Source organism: Acinetobacter sp. AOR14_HL, assembly GCF_027855175.1.
GTDB lineage: Bacteria > Pseudomonadota > Gammaproteobacteria > Pseudomonadales > Moraxellaceae > Acinetobacter > Acinetobacter calcoaceticus.
This window is the reverse complement of record NZ_JAKTII010000006.1, coordinates 99,759-117,103: the sequence shown is the minus strand read 5'-3', so window position 1 is coordinate 117,103 and position 17,345 is coordinate 99,759. Positions and strand designations below refer to the sequence as shown.

The following is a 17,345-nucleotide window of genomic DNA, read 5'->3' as shown; positions in this document are numbered from 1 at the left end:
CCAACCTTGAAAAAACAATGGAAATATAAAATGCCTACTGCGCAAGAAGTTTTAGATCGTCTGAAAGCTGGTAATCAACGATTTGTAAATGGAAATACTTCCCTTGCAAAAACCTTATCTCATCATGAACGCGCTGAAATGGCAAAGGATCAAAATCCATTTGCGATTGTATTAGGTTGCTCAGATTCTCGTGTTCCAGCAGAAATGGTATTTGACCAAGGTCTTGGTGACTTATTCGTAATTCGTGTTGCTGGTAATGTTGTGGCACCTTCACAAGTCGGTAGTGTTGAGTTCGCAGCAGAGCGTTATGACTGTCCGGTTGTAGTTGTATTAGGACACAGCCATTGTGGCGCGATTCAAGCGACAATTGATACCTTAATGAACCCTGATCAACCGCCATCGTCTAACTTAATGTCGATTGTGAACCGTGTTCGTCCATCAGTTGAAATTTTAATGCAAACTGACTTAAAAAATGATTTGAAAAAATTATCATGCCATGCAGTACGTTCAAACGTTTTTGCTTCGGTAAATCAATTACGTCATGGTTCAAGTGTCCTTGAAAGCTTGATCGCAAAAGGTGAGTTGATTGTTGTTGGTGCAGAGTATTCACTAGAAACGGGTGAAGTTACTTTTTTTGATTTCTGATTATATTAAAAAATAATGCTTAAAATTAAAAGGTGCCTACAGGGCACCTTTTATATATGGATAAGCTAAATTAAGTAATTTTGACTGTGCTTGAGCATTTGGATGAATCAAATCATTTTGCATAAGCTGTTTTTGACCAGCAACGCCATCTAGAAAGAACGGAAGCAATTTCACCTGATATTTTTGGCTTACAACTTTATAATTATTTTCAAAAGCTTTGCTATATGCAGCCCCATAATTTGGCGGAATTTTCATACCAAAAATAACAACTTTGGCTTTTTGTTTTTGGCTTAATTGAATGAGCTGATCCAGATTTTTTTGAATCATTTGAGGTGGTTGCCCACGCAAGCCGTCATTTCCGCCTAATTCAATCACGACTACATTTGGCTTATAGGTCTGTAATAATTTAGGTAATCGAGCCAAAGCTCCGCTTGTTGTTTCTCCACTAACACTTGCATTGACCACTTTGTGTTGTTTGGGATACTGTTGGTCTAAACGTTTTTGTAGTAATTGTACCCAACCTTGTTTGGGATCAATTCCGTAACCGGCACTAATACTATCTCCTAAAATTAAAATAGTTTTCGCCGATACAAGCATGGGCAGCATACTTAATGAGATGAGCATGATGCTTTTAGAACCAATCAAAAAAGATTTATACATTTGTACTTCGACCCTGATTCTGAATACATAGGACTTTTCACATCATGCCACAACCCATCATTGCTGCCCATCAAGTTACACAAACTATTCAGATTAACCAAAATCAGTTTACGATTTTAAAAGATATCGATTTAGAGATTTTTGAAGGCGAACAGGTAGCAATTACGGGACGTTCCGGCTCAGGTAAATCAACCTTACTAGGAATTCTAGCGACTTTAGATCAACCGTCTGAAGGAGAAGTATGGCTATGTGGTCAGGCAGTACATGAGTTAACAGAAGAACAACGCGCTCAAATTAGAATGCAGCATATTGGTTTCGTATTTCAGTCTTTTCAGCTTTTGCCTCAGTTGAGCGCACTTGAAAATGTGATGTTACCTTTACGGTTACGGAAAGATTTCGATTATAAAACCGCAGAGAAAAAAGCGTTAGATTGGTTGCATCGAGTGGGGCTTGGTCGTCAGGTGGAGCAAACTCCTAAAGTCTTGTCTGGAGGGGAACAGCAACGTGTGGCAATTGCGAGGGCGCTCATTGCAGAACCACAAATTATTTTTGCAGATGAACCTACTGGAAACCTAGATGGTCAAACAGCAGAAGAAATTGAAAATCTGCTTTTTGATTTAAATCGAGAGTTAGGTACAACCCTTATTTTGGTTACACACGACCGTAACTTAGCAAGCCTTTGTCAGCGCCATGTTGAGTTAGATGATGGCCAATTAAAGACAGTACAGGGTGGTTAAATGATGCGTAATCTTCTAAAACCACTTTTACTTCAAAGTTTCCGCACGGGTGGTCTGTATCTACTTATTATTGCTTTATCGCTTGCGATTAGTGCCACAACCGCTCTGAAATTTAGCAATGACCAAGTTAAAAATGCGGTAAGTCTGCAAGCCTCGCAAATGTTGGGTGCTGACTTAGTTCTGTCGAATAACGAACCGATAGAACAGTCATGGAAAAAAAGAGCAGAGCAGCTTGGTTTCAAGCAAACCAATGTCACTATTTTTAGTTCTATGGCCCATACACAAGATCAGTTTGTCATGGTCAATGTGAAAGCGATAGAGCCTTTATTTCCACTAAGAGGCCAGCTTGAAATTGCGCCAACTACCCCAGGGATTCAGTCTGGTGAGGTGTGGTTAAGCCAAAGGGCGGCAGATTTATTAAAAGTAAAACTGGGTGATGCTGTTTCTATTGCGGATGGTACATTTCGTTTTAGTGGTGTGATTGTACGTGATTCTAACCAAGAGTTAGGTTTCTCTGGCTTTTCTCCCACGGTTATTATCCATCAAGCTGATATTGCTAAAACTCATGCAATTCAGACAGGCAGTAGAATTGACTATCGTTTATTAATGGCGGGTAAACCAGAACAGGTGCAGACTTTTGCTAAGCAGTTTAAACAACAACATCAAACCACTAAAGATCTAGATGAAACAGCGGGTTTACGTTTACGCGATGCAAGTGAGTCGAATAGCAGATTATTACGTCCGCTTGAAAACCTTGATACCTTTTTGCAATTGGCCAATATTTTAACGATTTTATTATGTGGTATTGCCATCGCTTTAACGAGCCAAAGATATGTTCAACAAAACCAAGATCACATTGCGCTCATCCGGTGTTTAGGGGGAAGTAAATTCCAAATTTTATTGGCATATATTGGATTACTTTGTGTTGTTAGTGCGATTTCTATTGTTATAGGAAGCCTATTGGGTCTGATATTGGGCTATGGCCTGCTTCAACTCATGTTGCAATTGATTCCTCAATTGGAATTAAATTTTTCAGTCATACCACTTTTACTTGGGCCTTTGCCAATCGCCATTTTTACAAGTGTAATTGTTTTGCTGGGGTTTATCTTGCCAAGCATTTGGGAGCTTTTAAATACCCCACCAATTCGAGTTATTCGTGAACAAGCAAAATCTAGAAAATCATTATTTTTTATGTTTTTTGCCGGCATTACTAGCCTGATCGTTTTTAGTTTGGTGTTGAGTGAAAACTTGATGCTCAGCATTATGGTTCTGGCTGCGATTATCGTTCTTTGTATTTTGCTTTACACCGCTGTCTGGTTATTGCTTCGTAGCCTAAAAAAGATGAAAAATCGTTTGTCTTTTTATATTCGTTCTCCTTCCCAAAGTGCATTACAGATTACTGCTCTAGCTTTAGGATTAAGCCTTATTACAGTGTTAAGTGTATTAAGAACTGATTTATTAGAGCGTTGGCAGCAACAATTGCCAGAAGGAACGCCTAATCAGTTTGTTTATGGTTTACCTCCATTCGACTTAAAAGATTTTGAACAACAGTTGAAACAAAATGGTTGGCAAAGCACGCCGTTATATCCAAATATTCGAGGCCGATTGCTAGCAAAAAATGAAGTACCTTTTTCAGAAGAGGCTATAAAACAAAATAACTCTTTACGTCGTGAGTTAAATTTAACTCAGTCTAATCAATTACCGAATGACAATGCCATTACAAACGGTCAAGCTCAGTTTAGTGGTGTAGGGCAAGTTTCTGTTGAAAACAAAACGGCTGAAAGCCTTGGTATTCAAATTGGAGATAAGCTTACCTTTAGCTTGCCGGAAGGCAATTTACAGGCCAAAGTGGTTAATTTTCGAAGTGTAGAATGGGAAAGTTTTAGTCCTAACTTTTTCTTTATTTTTTCACCGAAAACTTTAGACGAAAATGCTGGAAGTTATTTAGGCAGTTTTTATCTACCTAAGCAAGATCAGCCAAAAATGATCAATATCATTCAGCAATTTTCGAATACGGTATTTATTGACGTCGATCGAATTTTAGATGAAGTAAAGCGTTTAATGAATGTGTTAGTGAAAATTGTGACCGTGCTGGCGGCTTTAGTGGGTTTCTCTGGGGTTCTAGTACTGATTGCATGCTTAAACTTATTAATGGATGAGCGACGCCGTGAAGTTGCTTTGTTACGCTCATTTGGATTGTCTAAAAATAAAATGAAACAGATGCTCAGTCTTGAAGTTGGATTTTTAGGATTATTAGCAGGTATAGTTGCCTGCTGTTTTGCAGAAGTGATTAGTGCTATTGCAAGCTATAAAATGAATATGGCAATACAGTGGCATGTTGAAATATGGTTGATTTTACCAGTTGGCATGATGCTGGTTTGTGCCCTGATAGGCCGTTATCGACTAGGCTATCTTTGCAACTTACCACCTTTACAAAGCTTAAGAGAACTAAACCAGCTGTAGCTTAAGGAATAATGCCGGGGTTCTGGATGATGATTTCATGCCATAAAGGAAGTAAAGGTGAGTTGAGTTGTACACAGTACATATAAAAACCACCTGTAATTACAACTGCTCCTAATAAGCCTAAAAGTTTGAGCGTATTTTTAAATTTGCTGACATAACTTAAGTACCACATCAGCGCAAGAAATGCGCCAATAATCATGCCGCCAATATGTGCGGCATTATTAATTCCCGTTGCGACAAAACCAAAAATAAGGTTGATTGCCATAATCATTAATAATGCTTTTTTATCGAGTATGTAGGCTTGATGAGGTAGCGGTGGAAATAAAGAAAGCACTGTTAACGCAGCACCTAATCCCATCACAGCACCCGAAGCGCCTGCACTGACATGCGGAAGCAAGTTCTGGTCAAAATGTTGCAGCAATTCATGTCCATTTTGAATGGTCATATAGCTACTTAAAAGGCTACCAAATAAGCCAGCGAGTAAGTACATCCCAATAAAGTAGAAGCGACCAAATAGTGATTCAGCAACATTACCGAAAATATAGAGGGCCCACATGTTAAGCATGAGATGAACTAAACCAAAATGAAAAAACATGCTGGTAAATAAACGTTCGGGCTGTCCAGAAAAAGTAAGTGGTGTAAAATCAGCCCCCCAATGAATGGCATCTTTCACGGCTGGGTCACTAATATCGACGCCAGAGACAATTTGCCAGACAAACAAACCTACATTGATTGCGATGAGTAGGGCGGTCAGCCACCAATTTTGTACATTGAGTTTACGATTAATGTGCGGAGGCTGATATTGAGTCATGCTATGCTTTTGTTATATATGAACATGCTTTGCAGCTTAACATGAAAAAAGTTGAATACAGGAGATCAGGACGAACATGAAAGCTTTTATTGTTCGCGTGTTGTTAATTTTTATTGGGGCGATTCTCCTTATTCAACTTTGGATTTTTTCGAGTTTGGTCTGGTGGCGGACACATGAAGTGGATACCACCATGTTCATGCGAATAGATTATTGGTCTGATACATCAGAGCCAATCATCCATAAGTGGCTTGATTATGATGATATTAGCGATAATTTCAAACATGCAATTTTGGCGGGTGAAGATGCAAAATTTATCCATCATCATGGTTTTGACTGGCAGGGTATTCGTTTTGCCCTTGAGCGAAATAATGAAGAGGGTGAAGTTGTTGCTGGCGGTTCTACAGTATCTCAACAACTTGCAAAGAATCTGTTTTTATACAATAAGCGTTCGTTTATTCGTAAAGGTCAAGAAACAGTCGCGACTTGGATGATGGAGCGGATGTGGTCAAAACGTCGAATTCTTGAGGTCTATATGAACTCGGTTGAATTCGGCAAAAATCTTTATGGTATTGAAGCAGCCGCTCAGCATTATTATGGTAAGAGTGCGCATAGTCTAACACGTGAGCAGGCAGCATTTTTAGCAGCGTTATTGCCTAATCCAAAATATTATCAAGATCATCGTAATGACCGTAAAGTACAATATAGAAAACGCGTTATTTTACGTTATATGAATAGCACCCAGATTCCTGAATAATGCTGTTTTAAAGATGTGTTAATTTTTTAGTTTTTACCAAATTGTCATATTTTTGCAGCATACTGGTTTATAGAGATTTTGGCTGGATAGAGAATTGAGTTAGACATGAATACAGCGATTACACCAACAACGACCCCAATAGAATATAGTTATAATGACCGTTATATCAATCGTGAATTGTCTATTCTTGACTTCCATTTACGTGTATTGGAACAAGCGGTAGACCCTTTACATCCCTTACTTGAGCGAATGAATTTCTTACTCATTTTTTCACGTAATCTCGATGAGTTCTTTGAAATTCGTGTTGCCGGAGTGATGGAGCAATTTTCTCTAGGTAATGAGAGTCGTAGCCCAGATGGTCTTACGCCAAGACAGGTCTTACAAAAAATCTCTGAAACTGCTCATGCTGCGATTGAGCGTCAATATCGTATTTTAAATGAGGAAATCTTGCCTAAGCTACGTGAAGAAGATATTTGTTTCTTACGTCGTGGTGAGTTAACGCCAGCCCAATCTGCTTGGGTAAAAAAATATTTTCAGGAACAAGTTGCACCTGTATTAACACCAATTAGCTTAGATCCAGCACATCCATTCCCACGACTTGTGAATAAAAGCCTGAATTTCATTATCACTCTTGAAGGTAAAGATGCTTTTGGTCGTCAAATTGATTTGGCTGTTGTGCCAGCACCACGTTCATTGCCTCGCGTTGTACGACTACCAGATGAATTAACGGGTGGTAAAGAACATCATGTGATGTTATCGGCGATTATTCATGAGCATGTGTCTGATTTATTCCCGGGAATGACAGCAACTGGATGTTACCAATTCCGCGTTACACGTAATGCAGACTTGGCATTGAATGAAGATGTTGAAGACTTAGCTAAAGCATTAAAAGGTGAATTAAGTTCACGCCGTTTTGGTCGTGCCGTTCGCTTGGAAGTAACCCATAATTGCCCACAGCATATTTATGAGTACTTACTGGAAGAGTTTGATTTAACCGATGAGCAATTATACAAAGTTGATGGTCCGGTAAACTTAGCTCGTCTGGTTTCAAATTTTAAACGTCCTCATTTGCGTTATGACTCGCATACGCCAGTTGTGCCTAAAGTGTTTAAAAAGACCGAGAGTATTTTCTCGGCAATGCAAAAACAGGATATTTTACTGCATCATCCGTTTGAGTCTTTTGCGCCAGTTATTCAATTGCTACGCGAATCTGCACGTGATCCACAAGTCTTAGCCATCAAGCAAACGCTATATCGTAGTGGTGCTAATTCTGAAATTGTGCAAATTTTGGCTGAAGCCGCTCGTAATGGAAAAGAGGTTATTGCAGTCATTGAGTTACGTGCTCGCTTTGATGAAGAATCAAATATTGAAGTAGCAAACGTTTTACAAGAGGCTGGGGCAGTCGTTGTTTACGGCATAGTCGGTTATAAAACCCATGCCAAAATGATCATGGTAGTGCGCCGTGAAAATAATAAACTGGTGCGTTACGTTCATTTAGGAACAGGTAACTACCACGCGATGAATGCTCGAATTTATACAGATTATGGTCTCATGACCACAGATAAAGATCTGTGTGAAGACGTACACCGTATATTCCAAGAATTGACTGGCATGGGCAAAATGGCGAAATTGAAAAAGCTATTACATGCACCATTTACCTTACATGCTCAGCTCATTAACTTTATTGATGAAGAAATTGCTAATGCTAAGGCAGGACGTAAAGCTCAAATCATTGTTAAAGTAAATGCGTTAACCGAAGTTCAGTTAATCAATAAATTGTACGAAGCTTCTCAGGCGGGTGTTCAGATTGACCTGATTATCCGTTCGATTTGTTGTTTACGTCCGGGTTTGCCTAACTTATCAGAGAATATTCGAGTTCGTTCAATTGTAGGACGTTTCCTTGAGCATACTCGCGTTTATTACTTTAGTAATAATGGTGATGCACGTATTTACTGTTCAAGTGCAGACTGGATGGACCGTAATTTATTTAATCGTGTTGAAGCGTGTTTCCCTGTTGAAGACCCGGCGTTGAAAAAACGTATTTATCAACAAGGTTTGGTGAACTACTTACAAGATAATCAACAAGCATGGCTTTTACAAGGTGACGGTACTTGGATCCGTGCTGAGCCAGCTGAGGGTGAAAAGTTGCATAATGCTCAAAGGGCATTATTGGAAATCATTAAATAATGAACTCCCAAGATTAAATAAAAGCCGACATTTTGTCGGCTTTTTTAATTAACTGAAATTCAAAGTAATTTAGTTAGTTTTTCTAAATGGTTGCTGGATAAACGACAATAATTTGAAGCACTGCAATATGTTTTTAAAATATGTGATTTTTTACATAAAACATTGAATTTTAAAAATATACAAATCACAAAAAATCTACTTTAATACGGCGCATTAAATATACTTAACTTTGGTAAATGAATAAGATGCAATGCTTTATTAGAAGTTTACTTATTAAAATACTTTTGGGGATAATACCAGTGACCGCCTATGCAGATCAGAAGTGTTATGGGGATATCATCGTATTTCAAAGATTTGATGATCAAGCAATATATCCTTATTTTGTAAATCCTTCTAATGATAAAGCGAAAAAAAGTGGGGAAAAAAATAAAACAATAGTCATCCAAAAAAGAAAACCAAAACAAGATGAGTTATTAGCCCAAAAGAAAATTGAAGACGTCCACACAAAAAAAGTAGAAGAAAAGAAAAATTTTGACAATAAAAAGCAACTTGATGCAGCGATCGCTAAAGAAATTTTGGAAAATGGTGAAAAGAAATGGATGGTACAAGTTGCATTAGCGGCTAATCAAAATAAGGCAAGTACAGTTCAGTCGCAGTTAGAAGCGAAAGGGTACAAGGTTGTAACCAGTGCAACGACTAAAGGAATACGAGTTATGGTGGACCCTGCAAATGACTATGCCATAGCGCAAATTATTAGAGAGAAAATTATTGCTGATAATAGTTTGAATCTGCCATCTGCTTGGGTGTTTAAGTGGGCATCTTTAACACCACAGTAAAATAAAAAGGAGTCCGAAGACTCCTTTTTTATACATGTTTTATGCGTGCAAGTTGGTTGTAATTTTCTGCATAATTTGCAGTAATACATCGAACTCACTTTGTAATGGTGTACTTTTACGAGTTACTAGCGCTAAAGTGCGGCTCGGTGCATCTTCAATTGGTTTTGCAGTAATCTGATCATTAAACTTGATCATACTATTTTCAATTGCAATTTCTGGTAAAAGCGTAAAGCCTAAATCAGAAGAAACCATTTCCACTAACGTTGGTAAAGAGCTTGCTTTTAAACGGTTGTCGTTTTTACGCTCACCGATAGGGCACGCACTCAAAACGTGGTCACGTAAACAGTGGCCTTCCTCAAGCAAGATTAGTCTTGATAAATCAAGATCATCTAGAGAGTTTGCTTGAAGAGCATTCGTATCTTGTTTACTACATACAAGGTACAAATTTTCTTTCGAAATTTCAGCGACTTTTAGACCTCTAGTGTCAAATGGTAGAGCAAGAACGATCATATCTAGATTACCGTGTTCTAGACGCTCTACAATTTTTTCACTTTGTGCTTCATGCAAATGTAGCTGAATTTTAGGTAGCTGCTGATGCACTTCATTAAGTAAGCGTGTCAGGATAAAAGGTGCAATGGTTGGAATAACACCCAAATGCAAATCACCCGTTAACGGCTCACTCATTTCACGGCTCAAACGCATTAAATCTTGAGCATCTGCTAGTAGTACACGGGCACGAGCAACGACTTGTTCACCTAAAGGTGTTAAACGCACATTCTGACGATCACGTTCTACCAGAACGCCACCTAATAACCGTTCAAGCTCCATGATGCCGCCTGATAACGTCGATTGAGTGACAAAAGAGCGGCGTGCTGCTTCAGTAAAATGCAAAGTTTCCGACAACGTAACTAAATATGATAGCTGTCTTAGTGAGGGTAATGCAGCCATAGTGTCCTAGTCTGATGATTTAAAATGATGCGCAAATAAACCGCTAAGCTGTGGAATAAAATGTGCAGGGATATCATGCCCCATTCCATCAATTAATTCAAACTTAGCACCGGAAATTGCTTTTGCTACAGCCTTACCGTGGCTAGGGGGAAGTAAGCGATCGCGAGAGCCATGTAAGACTAAAGCGGGTTGCTTAATTTCACGGTCCAGTTGTAGTAAGGAGCCTGTACATAATATTGCTAAAAACTGCTGAAGTACACCAGCAGGATAGTAGCTACGTTGATAAAGCTTACGCGCAGTTTGTATTGCTTCAATCTGGTTGATATAACCAGGTGAACCAATCAATTGAAATAGTTTTAAACTATGATTAACAATACCTTCTTCGTCACGTGACTCGGGCTTGCCAATTAAACTCAAAAGTTGTTTTGGAAAAGGAGGTGGTAAAAAAGGCTGATTATTGCTTGTAAACATAAGCCCTAATTTCTCAACCTTTTCTGGATATTTTGCTGCAAGAATTTGAGCAATCATCCCACCCATTGATGCACCAATCACATGCGCTTTGTTCACGCCTAAACGATCAATAAGCATAGATACATCGTCTGCCATATCATGCAGAGTATAGGGTGCGCCCTGATTAGTTAGCCCCAGTGCAAAGCGGCCCATCAATTTAACAGTATTTAACCGTTTACCTTCATGACGTACTTTTGAAGAAAGGCCAATATCACGGTTATCAAAACGAATAACACGAAATCCTTGATCAATCAGCGATTTACAGAAGAAATCTGGCCAAAAAAGCATTTGAGCACCAAGGCCCATAATCAGCAAAATGGTTGGATGTTCTGGTTTTCCACCTACTTCTACATGTAATTCAATTCCATTGCCTAAGTTGACTTTGGTTTCTTGCATGAAAGATGTGTACGGTGAAATGTTAAACTGTAAGGCGCTATTCATGTTATTCATTCCTTAAAGGAATACTCTCTAAGTGAGTATTCCTGATACAAACCTTATGCTTGGGCTGGAATAAGATCTGGGACAAGCTTTGTCAAAGTTAAGCGTTGTTTACCTGCGGTTGCACCTAGCAATACAAAACCACGCAATGTTCCTTCATTGTCAATTGCTTTGGCAAGCATACCATCGTCGAACTCTTCTGTTTCCCAGTTCACTTCTACATCAACTGGAGCAGGCAAAACTGTAAGTGGAGCAGCTGGCGTTTTTACTGCAACTGGCATAGCAGGGTAGTGCACAGCAGTTTGTTGCCCACTGAGTGTTTTTGCGAGAGCACGAGCCTGTTGCATAATCGGCATAACATATGGAAGTAAAGTACCGTTTACCTCTGCGCAGTCCCCAATTGCATAAATGTCTGCTTGATTTGTTTCTAGTAAACTATTGGTAATAATTCCACGGCTCGTTTGAATATCTGCACTTTGAGCAACTGAAATATTTGGCTGTAGGCCAATTGCAGAAAGAACAATGTCCGCAACCAATGTTTGTCCGTTTGCGAGTGTTATCGCATAATCTTCGCCATTATTAATTTTGCTAACTTTTTCAACAGTGGTTCCGAGTGCAAATTTCACTCCAGCTTCCTCAAGGTTTTGCTGGAAAGCAGAAGCAATATGTGCTGGAAGTAAACGACCTAAAGGTTGAGGAGCCAAATCAATGACAGTGATTTCATATTCACTATGAAGTAAGTCGTTGGCAAATTCGCAACCAATTAAACCTGCACCTAAAATAACAACGCGTTTGTCTTTACGCTGAGCTAGGTTTTCACGAAAAGCGCGGTAATCAATAAGTGAGTTCACAACATGAATGTCATCGCTACCATCACCTGCAATTGCAAGGCGAATTGGGTTAGCACCCACGGCTAAAATCAATTTTGAATAGGGTTGTTGTGAAGTTACACCATCTTTTTCAAGAACAAGCTCATGGCGTTCAGCTAAAATTTCTTTCACAAAGGTAAAAGGCTCAATACGCATATTGAGTTGAGTACCCATTTTTGTCGCATCGCCTAAAGGAATTTGTTCAGGTGCTTTTTTACCTGCAAATGCATTTGATAATGTTGGCTTTGCATAGTTCACTGCATCATCCGCACAAATCATCACAAGTTCTTGCTCTGGGCTAAGCTTACGGAACTCACGTGCTAAGGTATAACCCGCCATGCCTGATCCGATAATGACGATAGGATGCATTTTTTTCTCCAGAGTTAGAATTATTTATTTAATACGGTGATTGGTAATATTCGTAAAAAAGACCATGTCGATCATGGCCTTTTACTTTACGTTCTTAGATTTCGATCATTTCGAAGTCAGCTTTTGAAACGCCGCAATCAGGGCAAGTCCAGTCATCTGGAATATCTTCCCATTTTGTTCCAGCTGCAATGCCGTCTTGTGGCCAACCTTCCGCTTCGTCATAAATCCATCCACAAACGATACATTGATATTTTTTCATGAGACTCTCCGCACTGATAAGTTTGCTCAAAGCTGCCTTTCAGTAAAACTATTCCATCTATTAATAATGTAACTACGATCCGGTCAATAATAACCAATGTGCCTTTGATCGGATATCAAATTTTTACGCAGTTCTACATTCAAAGTAAAGTAAATAACGGAGTTTAATCATTCGTAAGCAAAGATGAATGGCAGGTTAGGACAAATAAGTGGTTATTTAGGCAAAACTTCGCCATAAACTAATAATAACTAATGCATTCTTAAAATTAATTTTATTGATGAAAATATCTTGAAATAAAGAGCACCTCATAATTTAAAAGATTCATCTCATACGAAAGCTAAATAACAACAAACTATGATGCGACAGAATGTCATTATTAAAACTGAAAATTAAAATTTGCTGTCTTCAAGGCGGTATAAATCAGGGAAGTGAAATATGGAAAATTTAGTATATGAAGTAGAAATTGAGGCGCCTATAGAAAAAGTATGGGACATACTTTGGAACAGCGAGACATATAACGCTTGGACGAAATTCTTTGCGCCAGATTCCTCAATGCGTACCGACTGGCAAGTAGGTGGTAAAACTTATTTTCTTGACGGTGAAGGAAATGGCATGGTTTCTACGATTGAACAAATGCAAAAACCAGAAATATTAATTTTTAAACATTTAGGAATGATTAAGGAGGGTAAGGAAGATTTAGAAAGTGAAGAGGTTAAAGGGTGGAGTGGTTCCTTAGAAAAATATTTTCTAACCCAAAAAGATAATATAACCACTCTAAAAGTTGAATTAGCCACTTTACCTGAATATATGGGTATGTTGAAAAGTGGCTTTGTTCAAGGTTTTGAGGTGGTTAAAAAAATGGCAGAAGCAAAATAGAGCTTCGCTTATTTACGCATAAAACCGATTTTTCAATAATCAAACTATATAAATCTAAGCTAAATATTTTTTATAAATTTTCATAATGAGATCATTAAGTCGTGCAGGATAGGCCAAGCGATGATGTCCACCTTCAAAAGTTTCGATGTTCATGTAGGGGGCAAGTTTTTTTTGAACGTGATACATATCAAGTTGCTCATCTCCTAACTCTAAATAAGCCATTTTAGGGTTAGAGAGAGTGAGTTCATCTTCAGAAAGTTGAGGATAGTCAGCCCGAAAGTTAGGTGTAAGACTTGGATTCGCCACAATAACAGCTAATTTATGTTGAGCAGCAGTTTTTAGCGCCCAATAGCCTCCAATGCTATGGCCTACCAATAAGTCTGGTTTGATCGTCTGAATAACCTGATGGTAAAAGTACTCAACAGAGGCATAACTTAAGTTACGATAATCGACGTCAATACAAAATTTTTCAGGATGTAAAATGGCATGGAACTTTGTCGACTCACGCGAAGAATCCAAGCCATGTAAAAATAGAATTTTCATTATTTACGACACAATCTCATTGATAAAAAAAAGGTAAATAGGGCCTTTTGAATATCGAGGTTATTTGGATTTTTTTATATTTTACTAAATGCTTTAAAAAATGATCTTAGCGATTGGTCTAAGTCATTTTGCCTTTAAAAAGTATTGTTCGGGTCTATAAAATTGTCTTTTTTCATTTTTGTTTGATTGAAATCATTCGAAAAACTCCCGCAATCTGTTAAGATATAGCACTTAATTTTTACTTAATCGAGGCAGAGATGACGCAACAAAACGATCAATCGACTTCTGAACCAACTATTTCCGAAAACGATTTAATTGCACAGCGTCATGCCAAATTAAAGCAAATCCAAGATGTTGCGAAGGAAACTGGAAAGAGTCCTTGGCCGAATACTTTTAAGCGTGAACATTACGCTGCTGATCTACAAGAACAATTTAAAGATCAGTCGAAAGAACAAATTGAAAGCGCTGAGCATGTCTATGTAAAAATTGCTGGTCGTGTCATGTTAAACCGTGGTTCTTTCATGGTTATTCAAGATATGACAGGTCGTATTCAGTTATATGTTGACCGTAAAGGTTTACCAAAAGATATCCTTGAGACCATTAAAGGTTTAGATCTTGGTGACATTATTGCTGCTGAAGGTTATATCGGACGCTCAGGAAAAGGTGACTTATATGTTCACCTTGAAGGTTTTGAGCTTTTAACGAAATCGCTTCGCCCGTTACCAGATAAATTTCACGGTTTAAATGACACAGAAGTTAAGTATCGTAAACGTTACCTTGACTTAATTGTGAATGAAGAAACACGTAAAACTTTTGAAATCCGCGCTAAAGTTGTTGCTGGAATTCGAGCATTTTTAAACAATGAACGTTTCATGGAAGTTGAAACGCCAATGATGCATGTGATTCCGGGCGGTGCGTCTGCGCGTCCGTTTGAAACACATCACAATGCTTTGGATATGCCTTTATTCTTGCGTATTGCACCTGAGCTTTACTTAAAACGTTTGGTTGTTGGTGGTTTTGAGCGTGTGTTTGAAATTAACCGTAACTTCCGTAACGAAGGTGTTTCAACACGTCATAACCCTGAATTTACAATGATCGAGTTTTATCAAGCTTATGCTGATTATAAAGACTTGATGGCATTGACTGAAAATATGATTGAAAAGTTGGCCTTGGATATTTTAGGTACAACTGATGTGCCTTACCAAGGTGAAGTGTTTAGCTTCAAAGGGCCATACAAAAAAATCTCTATGTTTGATGCGATTTTAGAGAATAACCCACAGTTTACACCTGAAAATGTTGGTGACCGTGAGTTTCTTGCTCAATTTATTCGTGAAGAATTAAAAGAACAAGTTAAGCCAGGTTTTGGTTTAGGTAAGCTTCAAACTATCGTATTTGAAGAAACAGTTGAAACTAAACTTCGTCAGCCAACATTTATTACTGAATACCCAGCTGAAACATCTCCACTTGCTCGCCGTAATGATGACAATCCACATGTTACTGATCGTTTTGAGTTTTTCATCGGTGGTCGTGAATTGGCAAATGGTTTCAGCGAGTTAAACGATCCAATTGATCAGGCTGAACGTTTCCAAGCCCAAGTTGCAGAGAAAGATGCTGGTGATGATGAAGCAATGCATTACGATGCAGAGTTCGTTGAAGCGCTTGAGTATGGTTTACCACCTACAGCGGGTGAGGGTATCGGTATTGACCGTTTGGTCATGTTATTTGCCGATGCGCCGAGTATTCGTGATGTAATTTTATTCCCGCACATGCGCCGTAAAGAAGGTTAATCTTCTAAAGACAAAAAAGGCAGTATTTATACTGCCTTTTTTATTACTTATATATCTCAAAAACTTACCTATCTACACTAATCTTAAGATAGCGTTAAAAAATGTAATTGCACAGTTTAACAATTGCAAAGTTGTGATAAAAAATTTAAGGTGTTGCTCATAAATAACTTTGAGAATTGGCTGGCATGTTTCTAAGAAAAACACTTTCGATTGCAATATTGGCAACTGCTTCATCCGCTATTTTTGCACAAGGTTTAGTGCTAAATAATGAGGACTTACGTACAGACTTAAATTGGTTGAATCAACAAGGTGTTATCAAGATTAGCACTTCAACTTGGCCGTTAAGTGGTGATGAAATCCAGAGAGCACTCTCTCAAGCACAAGTGACGCATCCAGCTCAACAAAAAGTTATTAATTCAGTTCTTGATGCATTAAAAGCAGATAACAATACAGTTAAAGTGGGTGCTTTTGCTGAAACCGATAGCAAAAATATTCCACAAGCATTTGGTGATAGCCAAAAAGCTCAATATCAAGGTTCTTTAGAGTTTAATGCAGGTGGTGAAAACTGGGATGCAAAAATCCGAGTAAATGCAGAAAAAGACCCACAAATTGATAATGGGCAAGATGTGAATGTTGAAGGCTCATATGTCGCTGGTAAACTTTGGAATCAGTGGGTAGTTGCGGGTCAAATTCCAACATGGTGGGGTCCTGGCCATGATGGTAGCTTAATTCGTGGTGATGCTAGCCGCCCAGTTTATGGTGTAACGGCACAACGTGCTGTACAAAATGCTTTTGATACAAAATGGTTATCTTGGATTGGGCCTTGGCAATATCAAGCTTTTGCTGGTCAATTAGATGACTATAAAGCAGTCCCTGATGCTAAGTTAATTGGATTGCGTGTAACTGCACAACCATTGCCATATATTGAGTTAGGCGCATCGCGTGCTATTCAATGGGGTGGTGATGGACGTCCTGAAAGTTTTAGTTCTTTGTGGGATGCATTTGTCGGCAATAAAGATAATGGCGGAACTGGTGAAGCAGATCCATCAAACCAAATTGCTGGCTTCGACGGGCGTTTATTATTACAACCGCTATTCCAAGTTCCAGTTAGTATATATGGACAATATGTAGGTGAAGATGAGGCGGGCGGTTTACCTTCTAAGAAAATGTACTTAGCAGGTGTGGACTATTCATCTAGCTACAATAACTTGCCTTATCAACTTTATGCAGAATGGGCAGACACACGTACGAATGGTGATGTAAGAGGTATCTCTTATGCGCATTCAACTTATAAAGATGGTTATTACCAACATGGTTACCCATTAGGCCACGCGATGGGTGGTGATGGACAAATGTATTCAGTGGGTGGTGATATCCGCTTTGATGTCATGAACCGTTTAAGTGGTCGTGCTATGGTGGTTAAAGTCAACCAATCTAACTTGGCCATCAATAAAGCATTCCCTAAAGATGATGAAATTAAAGCCCTTGATCTAACTTGGACGCATTACATCAAACCTGATCTTCCATTAAAAATTAATGGCTGGGTAAGTGATTCTGATCTAGAAGGTAATGACGCGGGCGCATCTATTGGTATTGAAATTCCATTAGAACGTAAAATGTTCGGTTTCTAAGATTAGATCATGTTTTAGAAAA

General features: G+C 38.6%; 17 protein-coding genes. 9 read left to right on the top strand and 8 right to left on the bottom strand.

Annotation, left to right across the window (positions count from 1 at the left end; genetic code table 11):
• The first annotated feature begins 30 nt into the window (after positions 1-30).
• The gene (locus MKL38_RS07475) at positions 31-645 is read left to right on the top strand and encodes a carbonic anhydrase (protein WP_003653067.1); all 615 of its coding nucleotides are present in this window, start codon (positions 31-33) and stop codon (positions 643-645) included.
• A gap of 36 nt (positions 646-681) precedes the next feature.
• Here the strand turns inward: MKL38_RS07475 and MKL38_RS07470 are convergent, their stop codons facing one another.
• On the bottom strand, positions 682-1,305 hold the full coding sequence (locus MKL38_RS07470) for an arylesterase (RefSeq protein WP_270902946.1): 624 nt from the start codon (positions 1,303-1,305) through the stop codon (positions 682-684).
• A 44-nt stretch (positions 1,306-1,349) separates the two neighbouring features.
• Here MKL38_RS07470 and MKL38_RS07465 point away from each other — a divergent pair, with 44 nt between their 5' ends.
• Positions 1,350-2,042: an ABC transporter ATP-binding protein gene (locus MKL38_RS07465; RefSeq protein ID WP_270902945.1), complete on the top strand. Its 693-nt coding sequence runs from the start codon at positions 1,350-1,352 to the stop codon at positions 2,040-2,042.
• Positions 2,043-2,045: 3 nt separating this feature from the next.
• Entirely contained in the window at positions 2,046-4,505 is a 2,460-nt protein-coding gene (locus MKL38_RS07460; protein WP_270903022.1) for an ABC transporter permease, read from the top strand.
• A 1-nt stretch (position 4,506) separates the two neighbouring features.
• Here the strand turns inward: MKL38_RS07460 and MKL38_RS07455 are convergent, their stop codons facing one another.
• Positions 4,507-5,316: a rhomboid family intramembrane serine protease gene (locus MKL38_RS07455; RefSeq protein ID WP_270902944.1), complete on the bottom strand. Its 810-nt coding sequence runs from the start codon at positions 5,314-5,316 to the stop codon at positions 4,507-4,509.
• Between the two features lie 76 nt (positions 5,317-5,392).
• Here MKL38_RS07455 and mtgA point away from each other — a divergent pair, with 76 nt between their 5' ends.
• Together mtgA and ppk1 are read left to right on the top strand one after the other, a co-directional pair.
• Entirely contained in the window at positions 5,393-6,070 is a 678-nt protein-coding gene (mtgA, locus tag MKL38_RS07450) for a monofunctional biosynthetic peptidoglycan transglycosylase (protein WP_231761694.1), read from the top strand.
• A gap of 105 nt (positions 6,071-6,175) precedes the next feature.
• Positions 6,176-8,257 carry a polyphosphate kinase 1 gene (gene ppk1, locus MKL38_RS07445; RefSeq protein WP_003653056.1) on the top strand — a complete coding sequence of 694 codons (2,082 nt, stop codon included), beginning with the start codon at positions 6,176-6,178 and terminating at the stop codon, positions 8,255-8,257.
• Between the two features lie 59 nt (positions 8,258-8,316).
• Here the strand turns inward: ppk1 and MKL38_RS07440 are convergent, their stop codons facing one another.
• On the bottom strand, positions 8,317-8,445 hold the full coding sequence (locus tag MKL38_RS07440) for a hypothetical protein (protein ID WP_080026496.1): 129 nt from the start codon (positions 8,443-8,445) through the stop codon (positions 8,317-8,319).
• Positions 8,446-8,502: 57 nt separating this feature from the next.
• Between MKL38_RS07440 and MKL38_RS07435 the strand changes: the two genes are divergently transcribed.
• Entirely contained in the window at positions 8,503-9,093 is a 591-nt protein-coding gene (locus tag MKL38_RS07435; RefSeq protein ID WP_270903021.1) for an SPOR domain-containing protein, read from the top strand.
• A 39-nt stretch (positions 9,094-9,132) separates the two neighbouring features.
• Here MKL38_RS07435 and oxyR read toward each other — a convergent pair whose 3' ends face one another.
• The 4 genes from oxyR to rubA form a co-directional block, all read right to left on the bottom strand.
• Positions 9,133-10,041 (bottom strand): LysR family transcriptional regulator OxyR, encoded by a 909-nt coding sequence (oxyR, locus tag MKL38_RS07430; RefSeq protein WP_005042237.1) that lies wholly within the window; start codon positions 10,039-10,041, stop codon positions 9,133-9,135.
• 6 nt (positions 10,042-10,047) lie between these two features.
• Positions 10,048-10,992, bottom strand: coding sequence for an esterase EstB (estB, locus tag MKL38_RS07425; protein ID WP_005042235.1), 945 nt, complete (start codon positions 10,990-10,992; stop codon positions 10,048-10,050).
• A 53-nt stretch (positions 10,993-11,045) separates the two neighbouring features.
• Positions 11,046-12,227, bottom strand: coding sequence for a rubredoxin reductase RubB (gene rubB, locus MKL38_RS07420; protein ID WP_270902943.1), 1,182 nt, complete (start codon positions 12,225-12,227; stop codon positions 11,046-11,048).
• Between the two features lie 94 nt (positions 12,228-12,321).
• Positions 12,322-12,486, bottom strand: a complete 165-nt coding sequence (gene rubA, locus MKL38_RS07415; RefSeq protein ID WP_000760495.1) for a rubredoxin RubA — start codon at positions 12,484-12,486, stop codon at positions 12,322-12,324.
• Between the two features lie 435 nt (positions 12,487-12,921).
• Between rubA and MKL38_RS07410 the strand changes: the two genes are divergently transcribed.
• Complete coding sequence (locus MKL38_RS07410) at positions 12,922-13,362, top strand: SRPBCC family protein (protein ID WP_198496296.1); 441 nt, start codon at positions 12,922-12,924, stop codon at positions 13,360-13,362.
• 54 nt (positions 13,363-13,416) lie between these two features.
• Here MKL38_RS07410 and MKL38_RS07405 read toward each other — a convergent pair whose 3' ends face one another.
• Complete coding sequence (locus MKL38_RS07405; protein WP_270902942.1) at positions 13,417-13,905, bottom strand: YqiA/YcfP family alpha/beta fold hydrolase; 489 nt, start codon at positions 13,903-13,905, stop codon at positions 13,417-13,419.
• A gap of 257 nt (positions 13,906-14,162) precedes the next feature.
• On the opposite strand from MKL38_RS07405, the gene lysS reads away from it, so the two are divergent.
• The gene (gene lysS / locus MKL38_RS07400; protein ID WP_003653042.1) at positions 14,163-15,692 is read left to right on the top strand and encodes a lysine--tRNA ligase; all 1,530 of its coding nucleotides are present in this window, start codon (positions 14,163-14,165) and stop codon (positions 15,690-15,692) included.
• A 185-nt stretch (positions 15,693-15,877) separates the two neighbouring features.
• Positions 15,878-17,323, top strand: coding sequence for a capsule assembly Wzi family protein (locus tag MKL38_RS07395; RefSeq protein ID WP_270902941.1), 1,446 nt, complete (start codon positions 15,878-15,880; stop codon positions 17,321-17,323).
• Positions 17,324-17,345 lie beyond the last annotated feature (22 nt).

Bases quoted from the DNA above. Each gene is read 5' to 3' on its own strand.
- MKL38_RS07405 (WP_270902942.1), bottom strand. From the start codon at position 13,905: ATGAAAATTCTATTTTTACATGGCTTGGATTCTTCGCGTGAGTCGACA.
- ppk1 (WP_003653056.1), top strand. From the start codon at position 6,176: ATGAATACAGCGATTACACCAACAACGACCCCAATAGAATATAGTTAT.
- MKL38_RS07465 (WP_270902945.1), top strand. From the start codon at position 1,350: ATGCCACAACCCATCATTGCTGCCCATCAAGTTACACAAACTATTCAG.
- lysS (WP_003653042.1), top strand. From the start codon at position 14,163: ATGACGCAACAAAACGATCAATCGACTTCTGAACCAACTATTTCCGAA.
- MKL38_RS07410 (WP_198496296.1), top strand. From the start codon at position 12,922: ATGGAAAATTTAGTATATGAAGTAGAAATTGAGGCGCCTATAGAAAAA.
- MKL38_RS07395 (WP_270902941.1), top strand. From the start codon at position 15,878: ATGTTTCTAAGAAAAACACTTTCGATTGCAATATTGGCAACTGCTTCA.
- mtgA (WP_231761694.1), top strand. From the start codon at position 5,393: ATGAAAGCTTTTATTGTTCGCGTGTTGTTAATTTTTATTGGGGCGATT.
- MKL38_RS07435 (WP_270903021.1), top strand. From the start codon at position 8,503: ATGCAATGCTTTATTAGAAGTTTACTTATTAAAATACTTTTGGGGATA.
- rubA (WP_000760495.1), bottom strand. From the start codon at position 12,486: ATGAAAAAATATCAATGTATCGTTTGTGGATGGATTTATGACGAAGCG.
- estB (WP_005042235.1), bottom strand. From the start codon at position 10,992: ATGAATAGCGCCTTACAGTTTAACATTTCACCGTACACATCTTTCATG.
- MKL38_RS07460 (WP_270903022.1), top strand. From the start codon at position 2,046: ATGCGTAATCTTCTAAAACCACTTTTACTTCAAAGTTTCCGCACGGGT.
- MKL38_RS07470 (WP_270902946.1), bottom strand. From the start codon at position 1,305: ATGTATAAATCTTTTTTGATTGGTTCTAAAAGCATCATGCTCATCTCA.
- rubB (WP_270902943.1), bottom strand. From the start codon at position 12,227: ATGCATCCTATCGTCATTATCGGATCAGGCATGGCGGGTTATACCTTA.
- MKL38_RS07475 (WP_003653067.1), top strand. From the start codon at position 31: ATGCCTACTGCGCAAGAAGTTTTAGATCGTCTGAAAGCTGGTAATCAA.
- oxyR (WP_005042237.1), bottom strand. From the start codon at position 10,041: ATGGCTGCATTACCCTCACTAAGACAGCTATCATATTTAGTTACGTTG.
- MKL38_RS07455 (WP_270902944.1), bottom strand. From the start codon at position 5,316: ATGACTCAATATCAGCCTCCGCACATTAATCGTAAACTCAATGTACAA.